This window comes from Streptomyces sp. AK08-02, assembly GCF_033795085.1.
GTDB classification, from domain to species: domain Bacteria; phylum Actinomycetota; class Actinomycetes; order Streptomycetales; family Streptomycetaceae; genus Streptomyces; species Streptomyces echiniscabiei.
Genome location: NZ_JARAZV010000015.1, coordinates 143,202 through 165,625, shown reverse-complemented (window position 1 = coordinate 165,625; position 22,424 = coordinate 143,202). Strand labels below are relative to the sequence as shown.

Genomic DNA, 22,424 nt, shown 5'->3' with positions numbered 1-22,424 from the left:
TGCTCCCTGCTCCCTGCTCCCTGCTCCCTGCTCAGCCCGGCTTGGCCGCAGGCTCAGCTCAACGACTCCAGCGCGGACGCGTCGTACGCCGTCAGCTCGCCCGTCCTGCCCTCCAGGACCTTCGCCGCCCACTCCGGGTCCTGGAGCAGCGCGCGGCCGACCGCGACGAGGTCGAACTCCTCGTTCTCCAGGCGGTCCAGGAGGTCGTCGATGCTCTTGACCGGGGAGCCCTCGCCCGCGAACCCGCGGATGAAGTCGCCGTCGAGGCCGACCGAGCCGACGGTGATCGTCGGCTTGCCGGTGAGCTTCTTCGTCCAGCCGGCCAGGTTGAGGTCCGAGCCGTCGAACTCCGGGAGCCAGTAGCGGCGCGTGGAGGCGTGGAAGGCGTCGACGCCGGCCGCCGCGAGCGGGGTCAGGATCGACTCCAGCTCCTCTGGGGTCTCGCCGAGGCGCGCGTCGAAGGCGCCCGACTTCCACTGCGAGTACCGGAAGATGATCGGGAAGGACGCGGACACGGCCTCGCGTACGGCGGCCACGATCTCCGTCGCGAACTTCGTACGGGCGACCAGGTCACCTCCGTACGCGTCCGTGCGGCGGTTGGTGGTGGACCACAGGAACTGGTCGATCAGGTAGCCGTGGGCGCCGTGCAGCTCGACCCCGTCGAAGCCGATGCGCTCGGCGGCCACCGCGGCGGCGACGAACGCGTCGATGACGTCGTCCAGGTCCTCCTGCGTCATCTCCTTGCCGGCGCCGGCGGTGCCGTCCAGCCGCAGACCCGACGGGCCGACCGGCGGGGCGTCGACGAACGGGGGCTGCCCGGCCGCCCTGTCCATGCCGATGTGCCACAGCTGCGGCACGATCTTCCCGCCGGCCGCGTGCACGGCGTCGGCGACCTTCGCCCAGCCCGCGAGCTGCTCCTCGCCGTGGAACCGGGGTACGCGGTCGCTGTCACCGGCGGAGTCGTGTCCGACGTACGTCCCCTCGGTGACGATCAGACCGACCCCGGCGCCCGCGCGGCGCGAGTAGTACGAGACCACGTCCTCACCGGGGACACCACCGGGCGAGAACTTGCGCGTCATCGGCGCCATCACGATCCGGTTCGGCACGGTCAGGCCGTTGAGCGTGACGGGCCGCGACAGGATCTGGGCCGCGCGGGAGGTCTGGGCGGGGGCTGTCACGTGGGGGCTCCTGGAAACGGGACGGGTGGAAAGGGAACGGGAAACGAGCGGGAGATGCGGTTACGCACAACTGCTTGCATGTGCATCAACTACAGCCCTCCGGCCCTCCATTCCTCCCGCCCGGGACGCCTGCTGTGATCCCGGCCACTACGGGCGACACCTCGGGGGCTGACTCAGGGCCCCGCAAACGCCCGAGGGCGGCACCCTCCCCGCGTGGGGAAGGGTGCCGCCCTCGGTACGAAGGACGGTGATCAACCAGAGGTCGATCAGAAGTCCATGTCACCGCCCGGCATGCCGCCACCGGCACCGGCGCCGGCGCCCGCCTTCTCCGGCTTGTCGGCGATGACGGCCTCGGTGGTGAGGAACAGCGCGGCGATCGACGCGGCGTTCTGCAGCGCGGAGCGCGTCACCTTCGCCGGGTCGATGATGCCCTCGGCGATCATGTCGACGTACTCACCGGTCGCGGCGTTGAGGCCGTGGCCGACGGGAAGGTTGCGCACCTTCTCGACGATGACGCCGCCCTCAAGGCCACCGTTGACGGCGATCTGCTTGAGCGGGGCCTCCAGGGCGAGACGTACGGCGTTCGCGCCGGTCGCCTCGTCACCCGTCAGCTCCAGCTTCTCGAAGACCGAGGAGGCCTGCAGCAGGGCCACGCCACCACCGGCGACGATGCCCTCCTCGACGGCCGCCTTCGCGTTGCGAACGGCGTCCTCGATGCGGTGCTTGCGCTCCTTGAGCTCGACCTCGGTCGCGGCACCGGCCTTGATGACCGCAACACCGCCGGCGAGCTTCGCCAGGCGCTCCTGCAGCTTCTCGCGGTCGTAGTCGCTGTCCGAGTTCTCGATCTCGGCGCGGATCTGGTTGACCCGGCCGGCGACCTGGTCGGCGGAGCCGCCGCCGTCGACGATCGTGGTCTCGTCCTTGGTGATGACGACCTTGCGCGCACGGCCCAGGAGGTCCAGGGAGGTGTTCTCGAGCTTGAGACCGACCTCCTCGGAGATGACCTCGCCACCCGTGAGGATCGCGATGTCGTTCAGCATCGCCTTGCGGCGGTCACCGAAGCCTGGGGCCTTGACCGCGACGGACTTGAAGGTCCCGCGGATCTTGTTGACGACCAGGGTCGAGAGGGCCTCGCCCTCCACGTCCTCGGCGATGATCAGCAGCGGCTTGCCCGACTGCATGACCTTCTCCAGGAGCGGGAGCAGGTCCTTGACCGAGGAGATCTTGGAGTTGGCGATGAGGATGTAGGGGTCCTCGAGCGACGCCTCCATGCGCTCCATGTCGGTCGCGAAGTACGCCGAGATGTAGCCCTTGTCGAAGCGCATGCCCTCGGTGAGTTCCAGCTCCAGACCGAAGGTCTGGGACTCCTCGACGGTGATGACGCCTTCCTTGCCGACCTTGTCCATCGCCTCGGCGATGAGCTCGCCGATCTGCGTGTCGGCGGCGGAGATGGAGGCGGTCGAAGCGATCTGCTCCTTCGTCTCGACCTCCTTCGCCTGGTCGAGCAGCGCACCGGAGACGGCCTCGACGGCCTTCTCGATACCGCGCTTCAGGGCCATCGGGTTCGCACCCGCGGCCACGTTGCGCAGGCCTTCGCGGACCAGCGCCTGGGCCAGGACGGTCGCGGTCGTCGTGCCGTCACCGGCTACGTCGTCCGTCTTCTTCGCGACTTCCTTGACCAGCTCGGCGCCGATCTTCTCGTAAGGGTCCTCGAGCTCGATCTCCTTGGCGATGGAAACACCATCGTTGGTGATCGTGGGGGCGCCCCACTTCTTCTCGAGGACGACGTTGCGGCCCTTGGGGCCGAGGGTGACCTTGACGGCGTCGGCGAGCTGGTTCATCCCGCGCTCGAGACCGCGCCGTGCCTCCTCGTCGAACGCGATGATCTTGGCCATGTGAAGTGGTCCTCCCGGACTGGGGTGGATTGCTCCGGACCGCGCTGGCGCCCGCGACGGACGGCCTGCCTGCCCTGGTGATTCCTTGCACCACCTGGCCTGCGGGCCTCACCCACCCGGTCCTTCGTTATCACTCTCACCTTCAGAGTGCTAACGCCAATGATTAGCACTCGCCCCTGCCGAGTGCAAGCGGCTCTCGAAGATCCGCAGGTGAACAGGGGGGTGGCTACGGCCCGGTAGCAACACCGAAGCGGCATCGGACATCACCTGCGGACATCACCTGCGGACATGCCGATGGGCCCGCACCCCGTGAGGTCCCACGAGGTACGAGCCCATCGAAATCCTTCGATGAAGGAAGAAGAACGTCGCTGCGCGTGCTCCGGCGCGTGCTTCAGGTGATCGCCAGACGGACCATGTCCGCCTGCGGCCCCTTCTGGCCCTGCGAGATCTCGAAATCGACCCGCTGACCTTCCTCGAGGGTGCGGTAGCCGTCCATCTGAATCGCGCTGTAGTGGACGAAAACATCCGCACCACCGTCGACCGCGATGAAGCCGTACCCCTTCTCCGCGTTGAACCACTTGACGGTGCCCTGAGCCATGCCTAACTCCCCTATTACTGGCCCTTGCACGGATCCGCACTTCGCGGATCCGGGTCAGACCTCACCCCCCCAACCGGTGGAGGTGTGCGCCGGAACGCGTCGACCGCGGCCGAATGTATCTGTCCAACTGCCCTCTGCAACAGGTCAATTGGACGAGAAATCCGGGCACGCCAGGTCAGGAAATATGCGGAGAATTCACGCGGATTCAGGGCAAGCCGGGCCCCACAAAGAGAACAAAGAACGCAAAATGCCTGCACACTTTGGCTACTTCTCGTTGGGTGCGCGGCAGGAATCAATACGCGTGCGGCGAGCGAGATGGTGCGGCTTCCCCAACTGTACCGCGCTCAACCATACAGAATTGCCCCCTCCGCTTCTCTCACGGAGGGGGCAATTCGATGAACTCTCGGTAATCGATGTTACCGACGGTTACTACTCGCGGGTATCAGCCGCCGGCGACCGCGGGAATGATCGACACCCCGGCACCGTCCGGCGTCGCCGTCTCCAGCCCCTGCTCGAAGCGGACGTCGTCGTCGTTGACGTACACGTTGACGAAGCGACGCAGCTTGCCCTGGTCGTCGAGCACCCGGGCGGCGATCCCGGTGTGGTTCTTCTCCAGATCGGCGATGACCTCGGCCAGGTTCCCCCCTTCGGCGGTCACCTCGGCCTGTCCACCGGTGTAGGTGCGGAGGATGGTAGGGATGCGGACAGAAACGCTCACGGTGAAAACCTCCGGTCAGGTGACATACCTAGGGGCGCGGGGCTGCGCTGGATCTGCGGCTACCGCCGCGTGGGCGCGACCAGCCCCCACGAGCCCGCAGACGAACGAAACACCTCTTACGCGAGTCCGGCCGCGTGGAACGACTCAAGGCTGGGCCGAATGGTCGCGGTCAGGCCGACGTCCGCCACCGCGTCCAACGTCTTCAGACCGTCCCCGGTGTTCAGCACAACAGTGGTGAGGGTCGGGTCCAGCAACCCGTTCTCGATCAGCTTCTTCGTGACACCCACGGTCACCCCACCGGCGGTCTCCGCGAAGATCCCCTCCGTACGCGCGAGCAGCCGAATCGCGTCAACGACCTGCTCATCGTTGACGTCCTCAACCGCTCCCCCCGTCCGCCGCGCGATGTCCAGCACGTACGGCCCGTCCGCCGGGTTGCCGATCGCCAGCGACTTGGCGATGGTGTTGGGCTTCTGCGGCCGTACGACGTCCTGCCCGGCCTTGTAGGCCACGGACACCGGCGAGCAGCCCTCCGCCTGGGCGCCGAAGATCTTGTACGGCTTGTCCTCGACGAGCCCGAGCTTGATCAGCTCCTGCAGCCCCTTGTCGATCTTCGTGAGCTGCGACCCGGAGGCGATGGGCACGACGAGCTGGTCCGGCAGCCGCCAGCCGAGCTGCTCGCAGATCTCGTACGCCAGGGTCTTGCTGCCCTCCGCGTAGTACGGGCGCAGGTTGACGTTGACGAAGCCCCAGCCCTCGCCGGCCGGGTCGCCGATCAGCTCGGAGCAGAAGCGGTTCACGTCGTCGTAGTTGCCCTCGATGCCGACGAGCTCGCCGCCGTACACCGCGGCCATGACGACCTTGCCCTGCTCCAGGTCGTGCGGGATGAACACGCAGGAGCGCAGGCCCGCCCGGGCGGCGGCGGCGCCGACGGCACCGGCCAGGTTGCCCGTGGAGGAGCAGGAGAGGGTGGTGAAGCCGAAGGCGCGGGCGGCCTCCAGGGCCTGGGCGACGACCCGGTCCTTGAAGGAGTGCGTCGGGTTGCCTGAGTCGTCCTTCACGAAGAGCTTGCCGGCGTCGACACCCAGCTCGCGGGCGAGGTTGTCGGCCTGGACGAGCTTGGTCCAGCCGGGGTTGATGTTCGGCTTCTCGGCGACGTTCGCGGGAACTGGCAGCAGGGGCGCGTAACGCCAGATGTTCGCGGGTCCCGCTTCGATGCGCTTGCGGAGTTCCTCGGTGTCGGCCGCCGAGTGGACGGCGAAGTCGTAGGCGATCTCCAGCGGGCCGAAACACTCCTCGCAGGCGAACACCGGACCGAGGGGGACCCGGTGACCGCATTCACGACAGGAGAGTGCGGCGGCGGGGCCGAGATCAACAGGGGTGACGGAGCCGGAAGTGGTGCTCTCGGTGCTCTCGACAGTTTGCGCAGCCATGGAGGCGAAGCCCTTTCCTCATCTTCCTCACGACGCGTTTCGCCATGAGACGGATTTGGCACCTTCCCGAGCCGGGAGCCTCGCCACATGAGATGCGACAGGATCGGCTGGAGGGTTGCCGGGGCTTCATCGGGCCGTATCCCTCTGCCCCTCTGGATGAGCGGTATGAAGTTGTGAGGTTGTGAACAGAGGTGACCTCGGACATGCGATGGTCACCCGCGTTGTTCAAGACTGTAACCGAAGGCTTGGATGGTGGTGGGAGCCGTCCGAACCGCGAGATACAAGATCGCGCTTCCCCCCATGCAACGTAAGGGAGAGCCGCACGTGCTGGAAGACGTCGAACGCTGGCTGAGCACGCGCTCCTGGTCCGCCCGCGACCGCCCGCTGAAGAAGCTGATCGCCGCGAAGCGTTCCTCGAACGCCACGGTGAGTGTCGTACTGCCCGCGCTCAACGAGGAGGAGACCGTCGGTGAGATCGTCGCCGTCATCCGCCGTGACCTGATGCTGAAGGTCCCGCTCGTCGACGAGATCGTGGTCATCGACTCGGGATCGACCGACCGTACCTCCGAGGTGGCCGCCGCGGCGGGCGCCCGGGTCGTCCACCGCGACGACATCCTGCCGCGCATCCCGGCCGTACCGGGCAAGGGCGAGGTCCTGTGGCGCTCGCTCCTGGTCACCAGCGGCGACATCGTCTGCTTCGTCGACGCGGACCTCAAGGAGTTCTCGTCGGACTTCGTCTCGGGGATCGTGGGCCCCCTGCTCACGGACCCCGGTGTGGACCTCGTCAAGGCGATGTACGACCGCCCGCTCGGTCAGGCGGCCGGCCAGGGCGGCCGGGTGACGGAACTCATGGCCCGCCCCCTCCTCAACATGCACTGGCCGCAGCTGGCCGGCTTCGTCCAGCCGCTCGGCGGCGAGTACGCGGCCCGCCGCTCACTCCTCGAACAGCTCCCGTTCCCCGTCGGCTACGGCGTCGAGCTGGGCATGCTGATCGACGCCCTGCACCTGGTGGGCCTGGACGCGCTGGCGCAGGTCGACGTGGGTGTGCGCAAGCACCGCCACCAGGACGGCCAGGCCCTCGGCCGGATGTCCGCCGCGATCTACCGCACCGCGCAGCTCCGGCTGGCCCGGGGCCATCTGATCCGCCCCTCGCTCACCCAGTTCGAGCGCGGAGAGGACGGTTTCGAGCCCCGGACGTACTCGGTGGACACGGAGGAACGCCCGCCGATGGCGGAGATCGCGGAGTACGCGAGGCGAAAGGCCGCCTAGCCCGCGCCTGGCCCCGCCCGGGCCGGTGCACCGGCCCGGGCGGCTTGTATACGGCTGAGGCGTACGTGTGTACGTTTGAGTGTTTCCGGGCCGGGCTAGGTTGTGGCGTATGGCTTCCACGGCTTCCATGCAGGTACTGGTCGCGTCCAACCGCGGCCCGGTCTCGTACGAGGTGCAGGAGGACGGCTCGCTGGCCGCCAGGCGCGGTGGCGGCGGGCTGGTCTCCGGCCTGTCCGCGATCGGCACCGACACAGGCTCCCTGTGGGTGTGCTCGGCGCTGTCCGACGGCGACCGTGAGGCGGTGCGACGCTCTCACGGCGGCCGGCGGCTGTCCGTGGACGCGACCGGCGGGCAGCACGTACGGATGCTGGACATCGACGAGACGGTGCACTCCGACGCCTACAACGGCATCGCCAACTCGGTGCTGTGGTTCGTGAACCACATGCTGTACCAGACCCCGCTGGAGCCGGTCTTCGACGCGGAGTTCCGGCGTCAGTGGGCGTCGTACGAGGCCTACAACCGGGCGTTCGCCGAGGCACTGGCGGCGGAGGCGGCCGAGGGCGCGTCGGTGGTGGTCCAGGACTACCACCTGTGCCTGGTCCCGGGCATGCTGCGCTCGCTCCGCCCGGATCTGCGCATCGGCCACTTCTCACACACACCGTGGGCACCGGCGGACTACTTCCGGATGCTGCCGTACGACATCTCCGAGCAGCTCCTTCGCGGCATGCTCGGCGCGGACCGCCTCGGCTTCCTCACCCGGCGGTGGGCGGACGCGTTCACCGCCTGCTGTACGGACCTGGTCGGCGGCATCGGCGACACACGGATCGGCGTGCACGGTCTGGGCGCGGACGCGGACTTCCTGCGCAGGCGCGCGCACGAGCCGGACGTCGAGGAGCGGATGACCGCCCTGCGCGAGGAGATCGGCGGCGACGGTGACCGAAGGACAATCGTGCGGGTGGACCGTACGGAGCTGTCGAAGAACATCGTGCGGGGCCTGCTGGCGTACCGGCAGCTACTGGAAGACCACCCGGAGTGGCGCGAGCGGGTCGTGCACGTGGCTTTCGCGTACCCCTCCCGCCAGGACCTGGCGGTCTACCGTGACTACACGGCCGAGGTGCAGCGGGTGGCGGACGACATCAACTCGACCTACGGAACACCGACTTGGACTCCGGTGGTCCTCCACGTCAAGGACGACTTCGCCCGCTCACTGGCCGCCTACCGCCTCGCCGACGTGGCCCTCGTCAACCCCATCCGCGACGGCATGAACCTCGTCGCCAAGGAGATCCCGGTGGTCTCCGACGAGGGGTGCGCGCTGGTGCTGTCGCGGGAGGCGGGAGCGTACGAGGAGCTGGGCGAGGACGCGATCGTGGTGAACCCGTACGACGTCGTCCAGACGGCACGGGCACTGGAGGAGGCCCTGACGATGGGCGCAGCCGAACGCGCGGAACGCACGAAACGACTGGCCGCAGCGGCGACCGCGCTGCCGCCGGCCCAGTGGTTCCTGGACCAGTTGAACGCGCTCAGCGACTAACGACTAACGACCGACGACGGCCTGTCCGAGGGTGGTCAGCAGCCGTACGACACCCTCGGGACCGTCGACAACCAGGTCGGCGCGTTCCGCCAGCTCCGTCACGGCCTCGGTGCTGTTGCCGCTGCAGACGAGCAGACCGGGGATGCCGCCGGGCAGGCCGTTCTGGCGGAGCTTCTCCACCGCCGCGAACGCCGGGAGGTCGCCGAGGTCGTCGCCGGCGTAGAGGACCGAGGTGGCGCCGGTCTCGCGGACGTACTCCTCCAGGGCGACGCCCTTGTCCATGCCGGGTGGGCGCAGCTCCAGGACGAGGCGGCCGGGTTCGACGATCAGTCCGTGGCGGGTCGCCAGGTCGGCGAGGGGTTCGCGCAGGGCCTCGAACGCGGCCTGCGGATCGGCCGCGCGCCGCGTGTGCACGGCGACGGCCCGGCCCTTCTCCTCGATCCAGGTGCCCTGCCAGGCACCGAGCTCTTCCAGGAACCCGGGCAGTTCGGCACGGACGGCGGCGACGCCGGGGTGCGGGGCGGGGGCGGTGACGGTGCCGGTCACGGCGTCCCAGCGTTCGGTGCCGTAGTGACCGAGGACGACGAGATGTTCGAGCCCCGGCACACCCGCGAACCCACCGTGCCGAACCGCGACCCCGGCGGGACGCCCGGTGAGAACGGCCACGGAGGCGACCCTGGGGGCGAGCGTGGACAGGGCGGGGAGGACACCGGGGTGAGCACGGGCCTGCTCGGGATCGGCCACGATCGGAGCGAGCGTGCCATCGAAATCGAGGGCGACAACGGCACCACCGGGCTCGGCAAGAATGGCGTCCAGCCCGTCACGGCCGGCCTGCGTCAGGGGCGTGGGAAGCGAGTCCATGGGTCCAGCATCCCAGCCCCGCCCGGGCCCTTCAGCCCGTCCGGCGTTTGAGGACGAGCGCTTTCGGCGCGAAGGGGGGTCCGGGGGCGCAGCCCCCGGGAACGGGATGGGACGGGTAGGGGCGGCGGGGGCGAGAAAACCCGGCCTCACCTACCGCTCACCCCGCCGGGCCTCCCGCACCCTCCGCAACCTGTTCACCGTCACCGGATCACACTCCAACGCCCGCCGATCATCCAGCAGCGCGTTCAGCAGCTGGTAGTACCGCACCGGCACCAACCCCAGCTCCTCACGAATCGCCCGCTCCTTCGCCCCCGGCCCCGCGAACCCCCGGCGCTCCAGCGCGAGAATGTCCTGCTCCCGTCGCCCCAACTGCTCCCCGTCCACGCCCATGGAAAGCACCGTAACCCCCGCCACTGACACCCGGCCCGGCGCCGACCCGACAACGGCCCGACAACGGCCCGGCGACGGCCCACCGGTGCCCTACTGGGCGTTCTCCTCCTCGGTCTCCGCCGCGTTGGCCCGCGTCTGCAGCTCGGCGAGAACCGTGGCCGGATCGCCGTTCGCCGAGAACGCCGTACCGATCCGCTGCTTGATGTCCGCGTTGACCTGCGCCCACGACGTCTTGCCGACCGGGTAGAGCTGGGCGGTCGGGAGTTCCCTCAGGAAGGGGGCGAGATCCCTGTCCTCGGCGGCGGCGGACATCGTCCTGGAGGCGGAGCTGGTGACCGGGAGGAGGTCGTACTCGCGGGAGAAGGCGAGCACGTTCTTCTTCTCGTAGACGAAGTCGAGGAATCCGCCGATCTCGTTGCGGTGGCCGTTCTTCTTGAAGGCCATCATCCAGTCGGCGACACCCATCGCGGACCGCGTCGAGCGTTCCCGTCCCGGCATCGGCACCATCCCGAACTCGACCCCCTTGGCCGCCGCGATCTTCATCAGCGAGGGGTGGCCGTTGAGCATGCCGACCTCGCCGCGCGCGAAGGCGGCGAAGGCCGCGGCCCGGTTGAGGCTGCCGGGGGCGACGGAGCCGGTGAGGCCCTTGTCGACGAGTTCGTCCTTGAGCCAGGTGAACGTCCTGATGTTCTGCGGGGAGTCGATGCCGTAGGTGCCGACCTCGCTGGTGTAGCCCTCGCCGCCGCTGAGCAGCCACTGCATGGTCTCGGCCTGCGCCTCCTCGGGCCCCAGCGGGAGGGCATACGGGTACTTCACGCCCTTCTCCTTGAGCGTGGCGGCGTCGGCGGCCAGCTCGCTCCAGGTGGTGGGCGGGGTGAGGCCGGCCTCGGTGAAGAGCTTCTTGTTGTAGAAGAGGAGGCGGGTGGAGGCGGCGAAGGGCATGCCGTACTGGGTGCGCCTGATCTCTCCGGCGTCGGCCAACTGGGCGACGAAGTCGGCCTGCGTCGGGATGGAGAGCAGGTCGTCGGCCTGGTACAGCTCGCCCTTGGCCGCGTAGTCGGCGTAGGCGCCGATCTGTGCCAGGTCGGGCGTGTCACCGGCGGCGACCATCTCCTTGACCTTGCGGTCGACGTCGTTCCAGGAGTAGACGCTGACGTCGACCTTCACACCGGGGTGGGCGTCCTCGTACTCGCCGACCAGCTTGTCCCAGTACTTCTGGGAGCTGTTGGCGTCGGAGTCGCCGTAGTCCGCGGCGACCAGCTTCAGTGTGACGTCACCCGAGCCGACGGCTCCGCAACCGCCGAGGGCCGCCGTCATCCCGAGTGCGGACACCGCCGCGATCATGCCTGTCCTGCGCCGTTGCACTGCAAAATCCCCACTGGTCGTTCACATATGTATTCATTGGTACGTTCAATTTCTTGACTCCATAAGGTCTACACCACGTGAGTGGACTAGACCTCTTCCGGGTCTACGGGCCACACTGTCCCCGTGAGACATGTCATCGCCCTCGACGTGGGCGGCACCGCGATGAAAGCCGCCCTCATCGGGCCGGACGGCGCTCTGCTCCACCAGGCGCGCCGGGCGACCGGCCGCGAGCGCGGCCCCGACGCCGTGGTCGAGGCGATCCTCGGCTTCGCCGCCGACCTGCGCGCGCACGGGATCGCCCACCTGGGCGAGAGCGCCGCCGCCGCCGGAGTCTCGGTGCCCGGCATCGTCGACGCCGAGCGCGGCCTCGCCGTCTACGCGGCCAACCTCGGCTGGCGTGACGTACCGCTGCGCGAGCTGCTCGGCGAACGGCTCGGCCTGCCGGTCGCCCTGGGCCACGACGTCCGGACGGGCGGTCTCGCGGAGGGGCGCATCGGGGCAGGTCAGGGAGCCGACCGGTTCTTCTTCATCGCCCTCGGCACCGGCATCGCGGGCGCGATCGGCGTCGACGGCCGGGTGGAGGCGGGCGCGCACGGCTTCGCCGGCGAGGTCGGCCACATCGTCGTGCGGCCCGGCGGCACCCTGTGCCCGTGCGGCCAGCGCGGCTGTCTGGAACGGTACGCGTCGGCGTCGGCGGTGAGCGAGGCGTGGGCCGAGGCAACCGGAACCCCGGGCGCGGACGCGGCGGACTGCGCCAGAGCCGTCGACTCCGGCGACCCGCGCGCCCGCGAGATCTGGCAGCAAGCTGTTGACGCCCTCGCCGACGGCCTGGTCACCGCCCTCACCCTCCTCGACCCCCGCACCCTGATCATCGGCGGCGGCCTGGCGGAGGCGGGCGACACGTTGTTCACACCGCTGCGCACAGCCGTACAGGAACGGATCACCTTCCAGAAGCTCCCGGCCATCGCTCCCGCGGCCCTGGGAGACAGGGCAGGCTGCCTGGGAGCGGGCCTCCTCGCCTGGGACCTCCTGACCATCACCGACCCCGACCTCACGGAGGCAACGCCCTGATGGCAACCCACCCAGGGGCGCGGGGAACTGCGCGACCAGCCCCAACGGACCCGCGCCCACCTCACGGCCTCGTGCTCACCGGCGCCCGAGTAGTACTCCCCACAGGAATCACCGACGGCGGTCAACTGACCGTCGAGGGCACCAAACTCGCCGCACACCCCCACGAGAACGCCCAGCGGATCGACGTCCGCGACCACTGGGTGGTCCCCGGCTTCGTCGACCTCCACAACCACGGCGGCGGCGGAGCCTCCTTCACCTCGGGCACCGCCGAAGACGTGCTCAAGGGCGTCCACACCCACCGGACCCACGGCACCACCACCCTCGTCGCCAGCACCGTCACCGGCGACATGGACACCCTCGCCGCCCGGGCCGGCCTCCTCTCCGAGCTCGCCGAGCAGGGCGACATCGCCGGCGTCCACTTCGAGGGCCCCTTCATCTCCCCGTGCCGCAAGGGCGCCCACTCCGAGGCGCTGCTGCGCGACCCGGACCCGGCCGACGTACGGAAGCTGATCGACGCGGCGCGCGGCCGGGCCGTGATGCTCACCCTCGCCACCGAACTGCCGGGCGGCCTCGACTCCGTACGGCTGCTCGTCGAGCACGGCGTCCTCGCGGCGATCGGGCACACGGACGCGACGTACGAGCAGACGGTGGAGGCCATCGACGCGGGCGCCACCGTCGCCACGCACCTCTTCAACGCGATGCCGCCCCTCGGGCACCGCGATCCCGGCCCGATCACCGCCCTCCTCGAAGACGACCGGGTGACGGTCGAACTCATCAACGACGGCACGCACCTGCACCCGGCGGCCCTCCAACTCGCGTTCCACCACGCGGGCGCGGACCGCGTGGCGTTCATCACCGACGCGATGGACGCCGCCGGCTTCGGCGACGGCCGCTATCTGCTCGGCCCACTGGAGGTCGAGGTCAGCGAGGGTGTGGCGCGGCTGGTCGAGGGCGGTTCGATCGCCGGCTCGACGCTCACCCTGGACCGCGCCTTCAAGCGGGCGGTCACCGTCGACCGGCTCCCGGTCACGGACACGGTCGCCGCGCTGTCCGCCAACCCGGCCCGGCTGCTGGGGATGTACGACCAGGTGGGCTCCCTGGAACCGGGCAAGGACGCGGACCTCGTCCTGCTGGACGCGGACTTCACAATCAAGGGAGTGATGCGCAAGGGGAGTTGGGTAGTAAAGCCCCAACTGCCTTGACCTGCCCGGGGGAAAGAGGGAAAGGAGGAGGTCGGCGGGATGATCCTCACGGTGACGCTCAACACCGCGCTCGACATCACGTACCGCGTAGGGGAGTTACGCCCGCACGCCTCCCACCGGGTCACCTCGGTGACCGAACGCCCGGGCGGCAAGGGCCTGAACGTGGCCCGCGTCCTGGCCGCCCTCGGCCACGAGGTGACGGTCACCGGCTTCACGGGCGGCTCGACCGGGCGGACCGTACAGGACCAACTCGCCGCCACACCAGGCGTGTTGGACGTGCTGATGCCGGTGTCGGGTGCGACTCGCCGCACGATAGCGGTGATCGACGACTCGGCGGCCGGTGTACCGGCGGACGCGACCCAACTCAACGAACCCGGCCCGCAGATCACCCCGGCCGAGTGGTCCGCGTTCCAGGACGTGTACGAGGGGCTGCTGCCGTCCGTCTCCGCGGTGGCCCTCTGCGGGAGCCTGCCGCCGGGGGTGCCGGTGGGCGCGTACGCCGACCTGGTCCGCGCCGCACGCACAGCCGGCGTGCCCGTACTCCTCGACACCAGCGGGGAGCCCCTGCGGCGCGGGGTCGCGGCCCGCCCCGACCTGGTCAAGCCGAACGCCGGTGAACTCGCCGAACTCACCGGCTCCCACGAGCCATTGCAGGCGACCCGGGACGCCCGCAGGCGCGGCGCACGGGCGGTGGTGGCCTCGCTCGGCCCGGACGGACTGCTCGCGGTGACCCCGGAGGGCCTCTGGCGGGCGATCCCGCCGACCCGCGTCCGAGGCAATCCGACGGGTGCCGGTGACTCCCTGGTCGCGGGCCTGCTGTCGGGCCTGGTCGACCAACTCCCCTGGCCCGAACGTCTGACCAGAGCGGTGGCCCTGTCGGCGGCGACCGTACTGGCCCCGGTGGCGGGCGAGTTCGACCGCGCGACGTACGAGAAACTGCTGCACCGGGTGACGGTGACGGGCGGGGCGACGGCGGCCTGGAGCGATCTCACCAACAATTCGCCGCGCTGACCAGCGGCAAGGGTTGGTCTCCCTCGGGTGGGCCGTTACTCCGAGCGCACCCGAGCCCCGGGACAATGCCGCATCAGGCGGTGCCCAGGGCCGTAACCGCCGGTCATGCCCGCACGGTGGGAGCGATCTCGCTGATCAGGGCGCGGACGCGGGTCTCGATCTCGTCGCGGATCGGGCGGACGGCGTCGACGCCCTGCCCGGCGGGGTCGGCCAGGGTCCAGTCGAGGTACTTCTTGCCGGGGAAGACCGGGCAGGTGTCCCCGCAGCCCATCGTGATCACGACGTCAGACGCCCGCACCGCTTCGGTGGTGAGGATCTTGGGGGTTTCGGCGGAGATGTCGATGCCGGATTCCGTCATGGCCTCGACGACGGCGGGGTTGACCTGGTCGGCGGGCACGGAGCCGGCCGAGCGGACCTCGACCCGGTCACCCGCGAGGTGGGTGAGGAACGCGGCGGCCATCTGGGACCGGCCGGCGTTGTGGACACAGACGAACAGCACGGACGGACGGGCGGGAGTGCTCACGGGGATCTTCCTTGGGTGCGGACCGGGCCCGGGGGCCACGGTGGATCAGTTGTCGGCGCGGGTCAGGAGCGCGGGGACGTCCAGCAGACCGTCGCCCACGGGTGGCTGGTCGCTGTCATGGCCTCAAATCCCTTTCAGGACAGGGGTGGTTCAGTGACCTGGAGCGGCGGCGAGTTCGGGCTCACCGGCAGGGGCGGGCGCCGGGACAGCGGCACCGCCGGCAGGGGCGGGGCGGCCGAAGACCACCGCGACCAGAGCCAGGCCGAGGAGGGCCCCGGCGATCTGGGCGGCGATGAACGCGGGCACGGAGGCCGGGGCGATCCCGGCGAAGGAGTCGGTGAAGGCACGGCCGATCGTCACGGCGGGGTTGGCGAAGGACGTCGAGGAGGTGAACCAGTACGCGGCCCCGATCCAGGAGGCCACCGCCACCGGCGCGAAGTGCGGCCGCCCGGACCGGGCGAGCCCGAAGATCAGCAGAATCAGGCCGGAGGTCGCCACGAGCTCGCCGAGCCACAGGTGTCCGGCCGAGCGGTCGTGCGCCGACCAGGTGACCAGGGGCTGGGCGAACATGGCGTTGGCCAGTACGGCGCCGCCGACCGCCCCTGCGGTCTGGGCGCCCGCATACGCCGCCAGGTCCCGCAGGGCCAGGCCATCACTGGTGCGTCGGCCGGTGAACCAGGCGGCGGCGGAGACGGCGGGGTTGAAGTGGGCGCCGGAGACCGGGCCGAGCAGGGCGATCAGCACGCCGAGGCCGAAGACCGTGGCCAGGGAGTTGGCCAACAACTGCACGCCGACGTCCTGGGACAGTTCGGTGGCCTGGATGCCGGAGCCGACCACGATCGCGACCAGCGCGGCCGTCCCGACGGCCTCGGCCGCCACCCGGCGCCCCAGCGGGACCGCGGCGGTCATGCGCGGCACCCCGATCCGGAAGGCGACCCGGAGACCGGGGTGTGCGCGACGGCGTCGGGGGCGGCCTGGAGGAGGCCGGAGAGCTGATTGAGGGCGGCGGGCTGGATCCAGTAGTAGACCCAGGTCCCGCGTCGCTCCGAGCCGACCAGTCCGGCCTCGCGGAGCACCTTGAGGTGGTGGGAGATTGTCGGCTGGGAGACGTCGAACGGCCCGGTCAGGTCGCAGACGCACGCCTCGCCGCCGGCATGGGAGGCGATCATCGACAGCAGCCGCAGGCGGACCGGATCCGACAGGGCCTTGAACATGCGCGCCAGCGACGCGGCGGCTTCTTCGTCGAGCGGGGCTCGGACCATCGGCGGGCAGCACGCCGCCGGCTTGTCCTGGACGGCCACCGGCAGCACCTGATTAGACATACCTCTATGTTGACAGCCATCTAATCCGGTGGCAAGGTCGGGCTATATCGACAACTGTCGATGCAACATCGGATCCCGGGGAGACCGCCATGTCCCGTGCTCAGCTCGCTCTGCGCGTCGCCGACCTGGAGGCGTCGATCGTCTTCTATTCCAAGCTGTTCGGCACCGAACCGGCCAAGCGCCGCGAGGGCTACGCGAACTTCGCCATCGCCACCCCGCCCCTCAAGCTCGTCCTGATCGAGGGCGCCCCCGGCGAGGAGACCCGCCTGGACCACCTCGGCGTCGAGGTCGAGTCCACCGAGGAGGTCACCGCCGCCACCGACCGGCTCAAGGACGCCGGCCTGGCGACGTTCGAGGAGAACGACACGTCCTGTTGTTACGCCCTCCAGGACAAGGTCTGGGTCCACGGCCCCGGCAAGGAGCCCTGGGAGGTCTACGTCGTCAAGGCCGACGCCGACCAGCTCGGCAAGAGCGCCGTCGGCGGCGCGGACGCCTGCTGCGGCACCGGCGAGCAGACCGCCGACGCCGAGCCGGTCACGGCCGCCGGCTGCGCCTGCGGCACCTGACCCGGAGGCCTCTCCTGCGCCACCCGGAGCTGAGCCGAACAGACAGAAGGCCCCTGAACCGCGCGGACCCCGCCGCCCCTCGGGGTGGCGGGGTCGCGGTCAGTCGGTCAGCTGTCGACCCATCCGTTCACCAGCCACAGCTGGTCGATCAGGGCGTCGCACTGGTTGCCCTGCTCGCACGAGATCTTGATGGTGTTGGTGCCCTTGTTGAGCTGGACGTAGTTGTAGGTCCGCGTCCAGCCCTTCTCGTAGTCGCCCTCGGCGACCTTGCCGTAGTTGTCCATGCCGACCGGCGTGTCGGACGCCGTGCCGTTGACCGTGAGGGTGGCGGTGGCGTCCTTGCCGGGGACGCTGTAGCCCGTGTACAGCGTGTACTTGCCGGACTTGGCGATGCCGCTGACGTTCCAGGTGACGGACGCGCCCACGTTGTTGAAGTTGCCCACATAGACGCCGCCGGCCGCCTTCGCGCCGTCGACGTCCGACGTGGTGGCCGCGCCGCCGCCCAGCAACAGGGCCTTCGCGTCGACGGCCGGCAGCTCGCCCTCGGTGGCCTTCGAGGCGCTGGCCGACGGGGACGGCTCGGCGCTCTGCCCGGTCGTCGGGGTCGGGTCGGCCTCGGTGCCCTTGTCGCCGTCGCCGCCCATCATCGCCACGGCGATACCGATGACGACCGCGGCGACCACCGCGATGGCGCCGATCAGAAGACCCTTGGTGTTGGGGCCGGAGCCCCGCCCGCCTCTGCCGTTGCCGCTGCCCCCGCTGTACGACTGCTGCTGCGGAGCCGCGGGGCCGCCACCGAAGGCCTCGGGCGCCTGGTAGTGAGCGTTCGGAGCGCCGTACGCCCCCTGCTGCTGCGGGATCGTCTGGCCGTACTGGGCGGTCTGGGCGGTCGGCACGCTCTGGCCGTACGTCGACTGCTGCTGGCCCTGCGGCGGGCCGCTGTACTGACGCTCGCCGACCGGCCGGGTGCGGCCGACCGAGTTCGGGTAGCCGTAGCCGCTGCTCGGCGGCTGAGCGCCGTTCGCCCGCCCGTCCTCGTACAGGTAGCCGAACGGGTCATCGTCCTCGGGCGTGCTCGCGCCGCTGTTGCCGGGCGTCATCCCTAGGTCTCCTCAACAGGTGCGGGGTGGGACTACTGCGGGTGGGACCACGAGATACTGCGAGGTCCTGCCAAACATGCAATGCGAATAGCGAGCCTACCCGCTCCCACTGACCCAAACGGGTGAGTCCGGCCGCACGGGACCGGCGTCACACCACTGACCTGGAGATCATCCCGCCCTGCGGTGCTGTTTGGGACGAGATCGTTTCTCGATGTACATCCGCTCGTCGGCGGACTTCAGGACCTCGTCCGCCGTCATCCCGCACTGTGCCCACCCGATACCGAAACTCGCGCCGACCCGCATCACGCGGCCGTCGACCCGGACGGGCTGGATGATCTCGTTGCGCAGGCGTACGGCGAGGTCCTGGGCGTCGGCCCGGCCCAGGCCGTCGGCGAGAACCACGAACTCGTCCCCGCCGAGCCGGGCCACCGTGTCACCGTCGCGCACGGCCCCACCCAGCCGCCGGGCCACCTCGATCAGTACCGCGTCACCCGCGTTGTGCCCGAAACGGTCGTTGATCGACTTGAAACCGTCGAGGTCGCAGAAGAGCACCGCGAGCCCCTTCGTCCCGTCGTCGTGTTCACCCTCGGGGGCGACGGCGTGGACATGGTGGACGTGGTGGTCGTACGCGCCGTACACCTCGGGGGCGGCGCCACGGAAGTCGAACCCGTGGCCGTTCGCGTCGTACGGCTGGATTCCGCCGTCCGTCACGGGCACCGGCGCCGGGGCCGTCGTGTACTGGTCGTGCGTGCCGTAGGGGTCCGGCTGGCCGTGGCCGTAGGCGGCGTCGACCGACTCGACGAGGCCGGGCGCAGCCGTCTGCGGGCGCTGGCAGAGACGGGAGCTGAGCCGGGCACGCAGCTCGGCGGAGTTGGGCAGACCGGTCAGGGAGTCGTGGGAGGCGCGGTGGGCGAGCTGGAGCTCGCGGCGCTTGCGCTCCTCTATGTCCTCGACGTGGGTGAGCAGGAAACGCGGGCCGTCGGTGGTGTCCGCGACGACGGAGTTGCGCAGCGACACCCACAGGTAGGTGCCGTCCCGGCGGGCGAGCCGGAGTTCGGTGCGTCCGCCCTCGGCGGAGGTGCGCAGCAGGGTGCCTATGTCCTCGGGGTGCACGAGGTCGGAGAAGGAGTAGCGGCGCATCGCGGAGGCGGGGCGGCCGAGCAGCCGGCACAGCGCGTCGTTGGTGCGGAGTATTCGCCCGTGCTGGTCGCCGCCCATCTCGGCGATGGCCATGCCTGAGGGGGCGTACTCGAAGGCCTGCCGGAAGCTTTCCTCACTGGCTCGCAGCGCCTGCTGCTCGCGTTCGAGTCTGACCAGTGCCCGCTGCATATTCGCGCGTAGACGTGCGTTACTGATCGCGATGGCCGCCTGGAACGCGTACATCTGGAGCGCTTCCTTGCCCCACGCGCCCGGACGGCGGCCGTTGCGCGGCCGGTCCACGGACAGCACGCCGATCAGTTCGCCGCAGGTGCCGCCGGGCACGCCCGGGGTGAACATCGGGGCGAAGAGCCGGTCCGAGGGGTGCCACTCGTCCTCGAAGCGCGGGGCGGGGCCGTCTGTGTACCACTGCGGGACGTCGTCGTCGTCGAGGACCCAGCCCTCGGTGTGCGGTATGAACACCAGGTCGCCCCAGGCCTCGCCCATGGCGAGCCGGCGTTCCCAGGAGTCGCGCGAGCCGACCCGGCCGGTGATGAGGGCCTCGGCGGCGGAGTTTCCGGCGAAGGCGGCGACGACGAGATCGCCGTCGGGGCGGACGAGGTTGACGCAGGCCAGCTCGTAACCGAGGCCGTTGACGACGCCGTCGGCGACGGTCTGGAGGGTGTCCGCCAGACTGCGCGCGGTGTTCATGTCCGCCATGACCTGGTGCAGTTGCCGCAAGGTCGCGAGACGGACGTACGGCTCCTGGTCGGTCTCCATTCGCCCTCCTTCCGCCTATCCCACCTTCTCCGCCACTGAATCACAGCGCGCTGCCCACTCGGTACACAGGGTCAACAAAAAAGGTCACCTGTGACTCAAGTCACAGCGAAAGATGAGCAATTGAGTGGAGTTTCTGAGTTCTCCCTGTGCATTTACTGAACGCAAACTTTGTATCCGTGCGGATACTACGAGCGAGGATACGGGCGAGAGGAAGTCGGCGGGGCCGTTCCCGATCTTTGGGGTCGGTCGGGAGTCCTAGGTCCCGGTTCGGGCGCTGGTCCGATGCGGTGACACAGGGACCACGAATAGTTTTTTCCATGTGCTGACTCCCTCTGCCGTACCCAGCCGTGCCGTACCCAGCCACGCCGAACCCGCCCCTCCCGCCACTCCGGTCCCTCCCACCCCTCCTGCCCTCCCTCGCGCCGGGCATCCTGGGGGAGTGAGCAACGACGACTTCCGCGCCGCCATGTCCCGTCTGGCCTCGGGCGTGGTCCTGGTGACCGCACAGGAGCCGCCGCTCGACGCGGACGATCCGCACGCGCCGGGCGGCGAGGACGTCGGCATGACGGCGACCGCCTTCCTCTCGGTCTCCCTCGACCCGCCCCTCGTCATGGTCAGCGTGCGAGAGGGCTCCCGGATGGACGACCTGCTCGACGAACAGCCCCTGTGGGCGGTCTCCGTCCTCTCCGAGAACCAGCGGCACATCGCGGGCCGGTTCGCGATGAAGGGCCGCATCAGCGACCGCCTCCTCTTCGCGGAACTCCCCCACGTCCGGGGTGAGGCGTCCGGCGCCCCCCTGGTGGAGGGCGCCCTGGCGACCCTGGAGTGCCGTACGGAACAGCGGGTGACGGCCGGCGACCACACCCTGGTGATCGGCCGCGTCCTCACGGCGACCGCGCCGCACGCGGACGGGGGCCCACTGGCGTACTTCCGCGGCCGTTACCGCCGGCTCGACTGACGGGAAACCCGCTGGTCAAGCCCCTGCCGGACGGCCTAGGTTCGCCGTATGACGAACGACACGCTCCGGCTGGAGCGGATCAGCTCCGACAACTTCGACGCCGCCGTCGCCGTACGGGTCCGCCCGGACCAGGAACACGCGGTCTCGCCGGTCATGAAGTCCCTGGCCGAGGCGTACGTCCATCCACGCACCGCCTGGCCCCGGCTGATCCTCGACGGCGAGCGTCCGGTCGGCTTCCTCATGGGCTTCTTCGACATCGCCTGGGGCGGCACCGGCACCGACCTGCGCTCCGGTCTCTGGCGCCTGAACATCGCGGCCGACGAACAGGGCAAGGGCTACGGCCGCTTCGCCGTCGAGTCCGTCGCCGCCGAGATCCGCCACCGCGGGGGCACCGACCTCTACGTCACCTGGCACCCCGGCCCGACCGGCCCCGAGTCCTTCTACCTGGCCCTGGGCTTCAGCCCCACCGGCGAGACCAGCGGGGGCCAGACGGTCGGCGTACTGAAACCGACCTGACACCGGCCCCAGTGCCGTGCCGGATCCGTCACGACGTCGATCATGGCGACCTTTGCGTGTACGAACGTAAATGTCAGGACTCGCTCGCCACCACTGTGACGGCCGGAGAGGCCGGGCCGACAGTGGTCACCCCGGAGATGACTTCGGGAAGATTCGAATCGCACGACGAGAAATTCATTCCCGGGGCCGTTCCACGGTGCTTTCTCCCGGCCGTTCGGAAATTCACGATCGTTCATCCGCCGGCGTACCACCACGCCACCACGCCTCCGGTCAGCCGGTAACCAGAGACCGATTACTCGTAACCGGCGACTCGATACGGGGACTCGTTACAGGCGACTCGTAACAGGGCGACTGGTTACCGGTTAGCGACTGACCCACGACTAACCCCAGTCCCGTCCCGTACGACCCCGCTTCACGTCCGCGCGTGCCTTCTTCTGCCGCAACCGGCGTTCGTTGATTCCGCGCGGGATACGGGTGGGGGTACGGGGCTTCGGCGGTGGCGCGGTGGCCTCGGCGAGGAGAGCGGCCAGCCGTACGGCCGCAGCCTCGCGGTTGCGCCACTGCGAGCGGTGCTCGGAGGAGCGGACGGTGACGACTCCGTCGACGAGCCGTCCGGCGAGATGCTCCAGCGCGCGCCGCTTCCAGACCTCGGGGAGCGCCTCGGTGCTCCCGAGGTCGAGGCTCAACTCGACCCGCGTGTCACTGGTGTTGACGTGCTGCCCGCCCGGCCCGCCGGACCGCGAGAAACGCCACATGAGCTCGGCCTCGGGGAGCGAGACGGAGCCACGGATGAGGTAGGGACCGGACATGCCCCTATGGTCGCGCGGCTGTCCGGTCCACGTCACCCCGTTTTCACTCCGACAAGGTAGGTAAAGAAAGTAAAGCCGCGCGGAACCTTCGGGACCCCCGTCGGCGTTCATAGGGGTGACGGTAGCTTCGTCCCGTACGGGGCTCCGCACCGCACGCACGTACCGCACGTATGTCAACGAGGGAAGGACTCCCA

General features: G+C 69.8%; 22 protein-coding genes and 1 riboswitch. Of the genes, 8 read left to right on the top strand and 14 right to left on the bottom strand.

Going from position 1 to position 22,424, the window contains the following annotated elements; genetic code table 11:
- Nucleotides 1-53: 53 nt before the first annotated feature.
- The 5 genes from PV734_RS30295 to thrC all read right to left on the bottom strand — a co-directional run bounded on the left by PV734_RS30295 (nt 54) and on the right by thrC (nt 5,819).
- The gene (locus tag PV734_RS30295) at nt 54-1,178 is read right to left on the bottom strand and encodes an NADH:flavin oxidoreductase (RefSeq protein ID WP_319292831.1); all 1,125 of its coding nucleotides are present in this window, start codon (nt 1,176-1,178) and stop codon (nt 54-56) included.
- 266 nt (nt 1,179-1,444) lie between these two features.
- Entirely contained in the window at nt 1,445-3,073 is a 1,629-nt protein-coding gene (gene groL, locus PV734_RS30290) for a chaperonin GroEL (RefSeq protein ID WP_319097211.1), read from the bottom strand.
- Nucleotides 3,074-3,464: 391 nt separating this feature from the next.
- A complete protein-coding gene (locus PV734_RS30285; protein WP_319292829.1) occupies nt 3,465-3,671 on the bottom strand; it encodes a cold-shock protein in 207 nt (68 codons plus the stop codon).
- A gap of 442 nt (nt 3,672-4,113) precedes the next feature.
- The gene (locus tag PV734_RS30280; protein ID WP_319097210.1) at nt 4,114-4,389 is read right to left on the bottom strand and encodes a MoaD/ThiS family protein; all 276 of its coding nucleotides are present in this window, start codon (nt 4,387-4,389) and stop codon (nt 4,114-4,116) included.
- Between the two features lie 116 nt (nt 4,390-4,505).
- The gene (gene thrC / locus PV734_RS30275) at nt 4,506-5,819 is read right to left on the bottom strand and encodes a threonine synthase (protein ID WP_319097208.1); all 1,314 of its coding nucleotides are present in this window, start codon (nt 5,817-5,819) and stop codon (nt 4,506-4,508) included.
- Nucleotides 5,820-5,834: 15 nt separating this feature from the next.
- Nucleotides 5,835-5,982: riboswitch (SAM riboswitch) on the bottom strand.
- Nucleotides 5,983-6,143: 161 nt separating this feature from the next.
- On the opposite strand from thrC, the gene PV734_RS30270 reads away from it, so the two are divergent.
- Both PV734_RS30270 and PV734_RS30265 read left to right on the top strand, forming a co-directional pair.
- Entirely contained in the window at nt 6,144-7,088 is a 945-nt protein-coding gene (locus tag PV734_RS30270; protein ID WP_319097207.1) for a glucosyl-3-phosphoglycerate synthase, read from the top strand.
- Between the two features lie 109 nt (nt 7,089-7,197).
- Entirely contained in the window at nt 7,198-8,619 is a 1,422-nt protein-coding gene (locus tag PV734_RS30265; RefSeq protein ID WP_319292827.1) for a trehalose-6-phosphate synthase, read from the top strand.
- A gap of 3 nt (nt 8,620-8,622) precedes the next feature.
- Here the strand turns inward: PV734_RS30265 and otsB are convergent, their stop codons facing one another.
- From otsB to PV734_RS30250, 3 genes are all read right to left on the bottom strand, one after another.
- Nucleotides 8,623-9,480 (bottom strand): trehalose-phosphatase, encoded by an 858-nt coding sequence (otsB, locus tag PV734_RS30260; protein ID WP_319292826.1) that lies wholly within the window; start codon nt 9,478-9,480, stop codon nt 8,623-8,625.
- 150 nt (nt 9,481-9,630) lie between these two features.
- Nucleotides 9,631-9,870, bottom strand: a complete 240-nt coding sequence (locus PV734_RS30255) for a DUF3263 domain-containing protein (RefSeq protein ID WP_319097204.1) — start codon at nt 9,868-9,870, stop codon at nt 9,631-9,633.
- Nucleotides 9,871-9,960: 90 nt separating this feature from the next.
- On the bottom strand, nt 9,961-11,214 hold the full coding sequence (locus tag PV734_RS30250) for an extracellular solute-binding protein (protein WP_319292825.1): 1,254 nt from the start codon (nt 11,212-11,214) through the stop codon (nt 9,961-9,963).
- A gap of 144 nt (nt 11,215-11,358) precedes the next feature.
- Here PV734_RS30250 and PV734_RS30245 point away from each other — a divergent pair, with 144 nt between their 5' ends.
- From PV734_RS30245 to PV734_RS30235, 3 genes are all read left to right on the top strand, one after another.
- The gene (locus PV734_RS30245; RefSeq protein WP_319292823.1) at nt 11,359-12,306 is read left to right on the top strand and encodes an ROK family protein; all 948 of its coding nucleotides are present in this window, start codon (nt 11,359-11,361) and stop codon (nt 12,304-12,306) included.
- A 71-nt stretch (nt 12,307-12,377) separates the two neighbouring features.
- Nucleotides 12,378-13,508, top strand: a complete 1,131-nt coding sequence (gene nagA / locus PV734_RS30240; protein ID WP_319292821.1) for an N-acetylglucosamine-6-phosphate deacetylase — start codon at nt 12,378-12,380, stop codon at nt 13,506-13,508.
- Between the two features lie 39 nt (nt 13,509-13,547).
- Nucleotides 13,548-14,519, top strand: coding sequence for a 1-phosphofructokinase family hexose kinase (locus PV734_RS30235; protein ID WP_319292819.1), 972 nt, complete (start codon nt 13,548-13,550; stop codon nt 14,517-14,519).
- A 103-nt stretch (nt 14,520-14,622) separates the two neighbouring features.
- Here the strand turns inward: PV734_RS30235 and PV734_RS30230 are convergent, their stop codons facing one another.
- The 3 genes from PV734_RS30230 to PV734_RS30220 form a co-directional block, all read right to left on the bottom strand.
- On the bottom strand, nt 14,623-15,042 hold the full coding sequence (locus PV734_RS30230) for an arsenate reductase ArsC (protein WP_319292817.1): 420 nt from the start codon (nt 15,040-15,042) through the stop codon (nt 14,623-14,625).
- 150 nt (nt 15,043-15,192) lie between these two features.
- Nucleotides 15,193-15,951 (bottom strand): MIP/aquaporin family protein, encoded by a 759-nt coding sequence (locus PV734_RS30225; RefSeq protein ID WP_319292815.1) that lies wholly within the window; start codon nt 15,949-15,951, stop codon nt 15,193-15,195.
- Nucleotides 15,948-16,364: a metalloregulator ArsR/SmtB family transcription factor gene (locus tag PV734_RS30220; RefSeq protein ID WP_319097196.1), complete on the bottom strand. Its 417-nt coding sequence runs from the start codon at nt 16,362-16,364 to the stop codon at nt 15,948-15,950. The genes PV734_RS30225 and PV734_RS30220 overlap by 4 nt, the downstream gene beginning before the upstream one ends.
- A gap of 89 nt (nt 16,365-16,453) precedes the next feature.
- On the opposite strand from PV734_RS30220, the gene PV734_RS30215 reads away from it, so the two are divergent.
- Complete coding sequence (locus tag PV734_RS30215) at nt 16,454-16,930, top strand: ArsI/CadI family heavy metal resistance metalloenzyme (protein ID WP_319292812.1); 477 nt, start codon at nt 16,454-16,456, stop codon at nt 16,928-16,930.
- A gap of 107 nt (nt 16,931-17,037) precedes the next feature.
- Here the strand turns inward: PV734_RS30215 and PV734_RS30210 are convergent, their stop codons facing one another.
- On the bottom strand, nt 17,038-18,030 hold the full coding sequence (locus PV734_RS30210; protein ID WP_319292810.1) for a CBM35 domain-containing protein: 993 nt from the start codon (nt 18,028-18,030) through the stop codon (nt 17,038-17,040).
- Between the two features lie 168 nt (nt 18,031-18,198).
- The gene (gene cdgB, locus PV734_RS30205; protein WP_319292808.1) at nt 18,199-19,947 is read right to left on the bottom strand and encodes a diguanylate cyclase CdgB; all 1,749 of its coding nucleotides are present in this window, start codon (nt 19,945-19,947) and stop codon (nt 18,199-18,201) included.
- Nucleotides 19,948-20,386: 439 nt separating this feature from the next.
- Between cdgB and PV734_RS30200 the strand changes: the two genes are divergently transcribed.
- A complete protein-coding gene (locus PV734_RS30200) occupies nt 20,387-20,905 on the top strand; it encodes a flavin reductase family protein (RefSeq protein WP_319097192.1) in 519 nt (172 codons plus the stop codon).
- Nucleotides 20,906-20,953: 48 nt separating this feature from the next.
- On the top strand, nt 20,954-21,421 hold the full coding sequence (locus PV734_RS30195) for a GNAT family N-acetyltransferase (RefSeq protein ID WP_319097191.1): 468 nt from the start codon (nt 20,954-20,956) through the stop codon (nt 21,419-21,421).
- 380 nt (nt 21,422-21,801) lie between these two features.
- On the opposite strand, the gene arfB is transcribed toward PV734_RS30195, so the two are convergent.
- Nucleotides 21,802-22,230: an alternative ribosome rescue aminoacyl-tRNA hydrolase ArfB gene (gene arfB, locus PV734_RS30190; protein ID WP_319292806.1), complete on the bottom strand. Its 429-nt coding sequence runs from the start codon at nt 22,228-22,230 to the stop codon at nt 21,802-21,804.
- Nucleotides 22,231-22,424 lie beyond the last annotated feature (194 nt).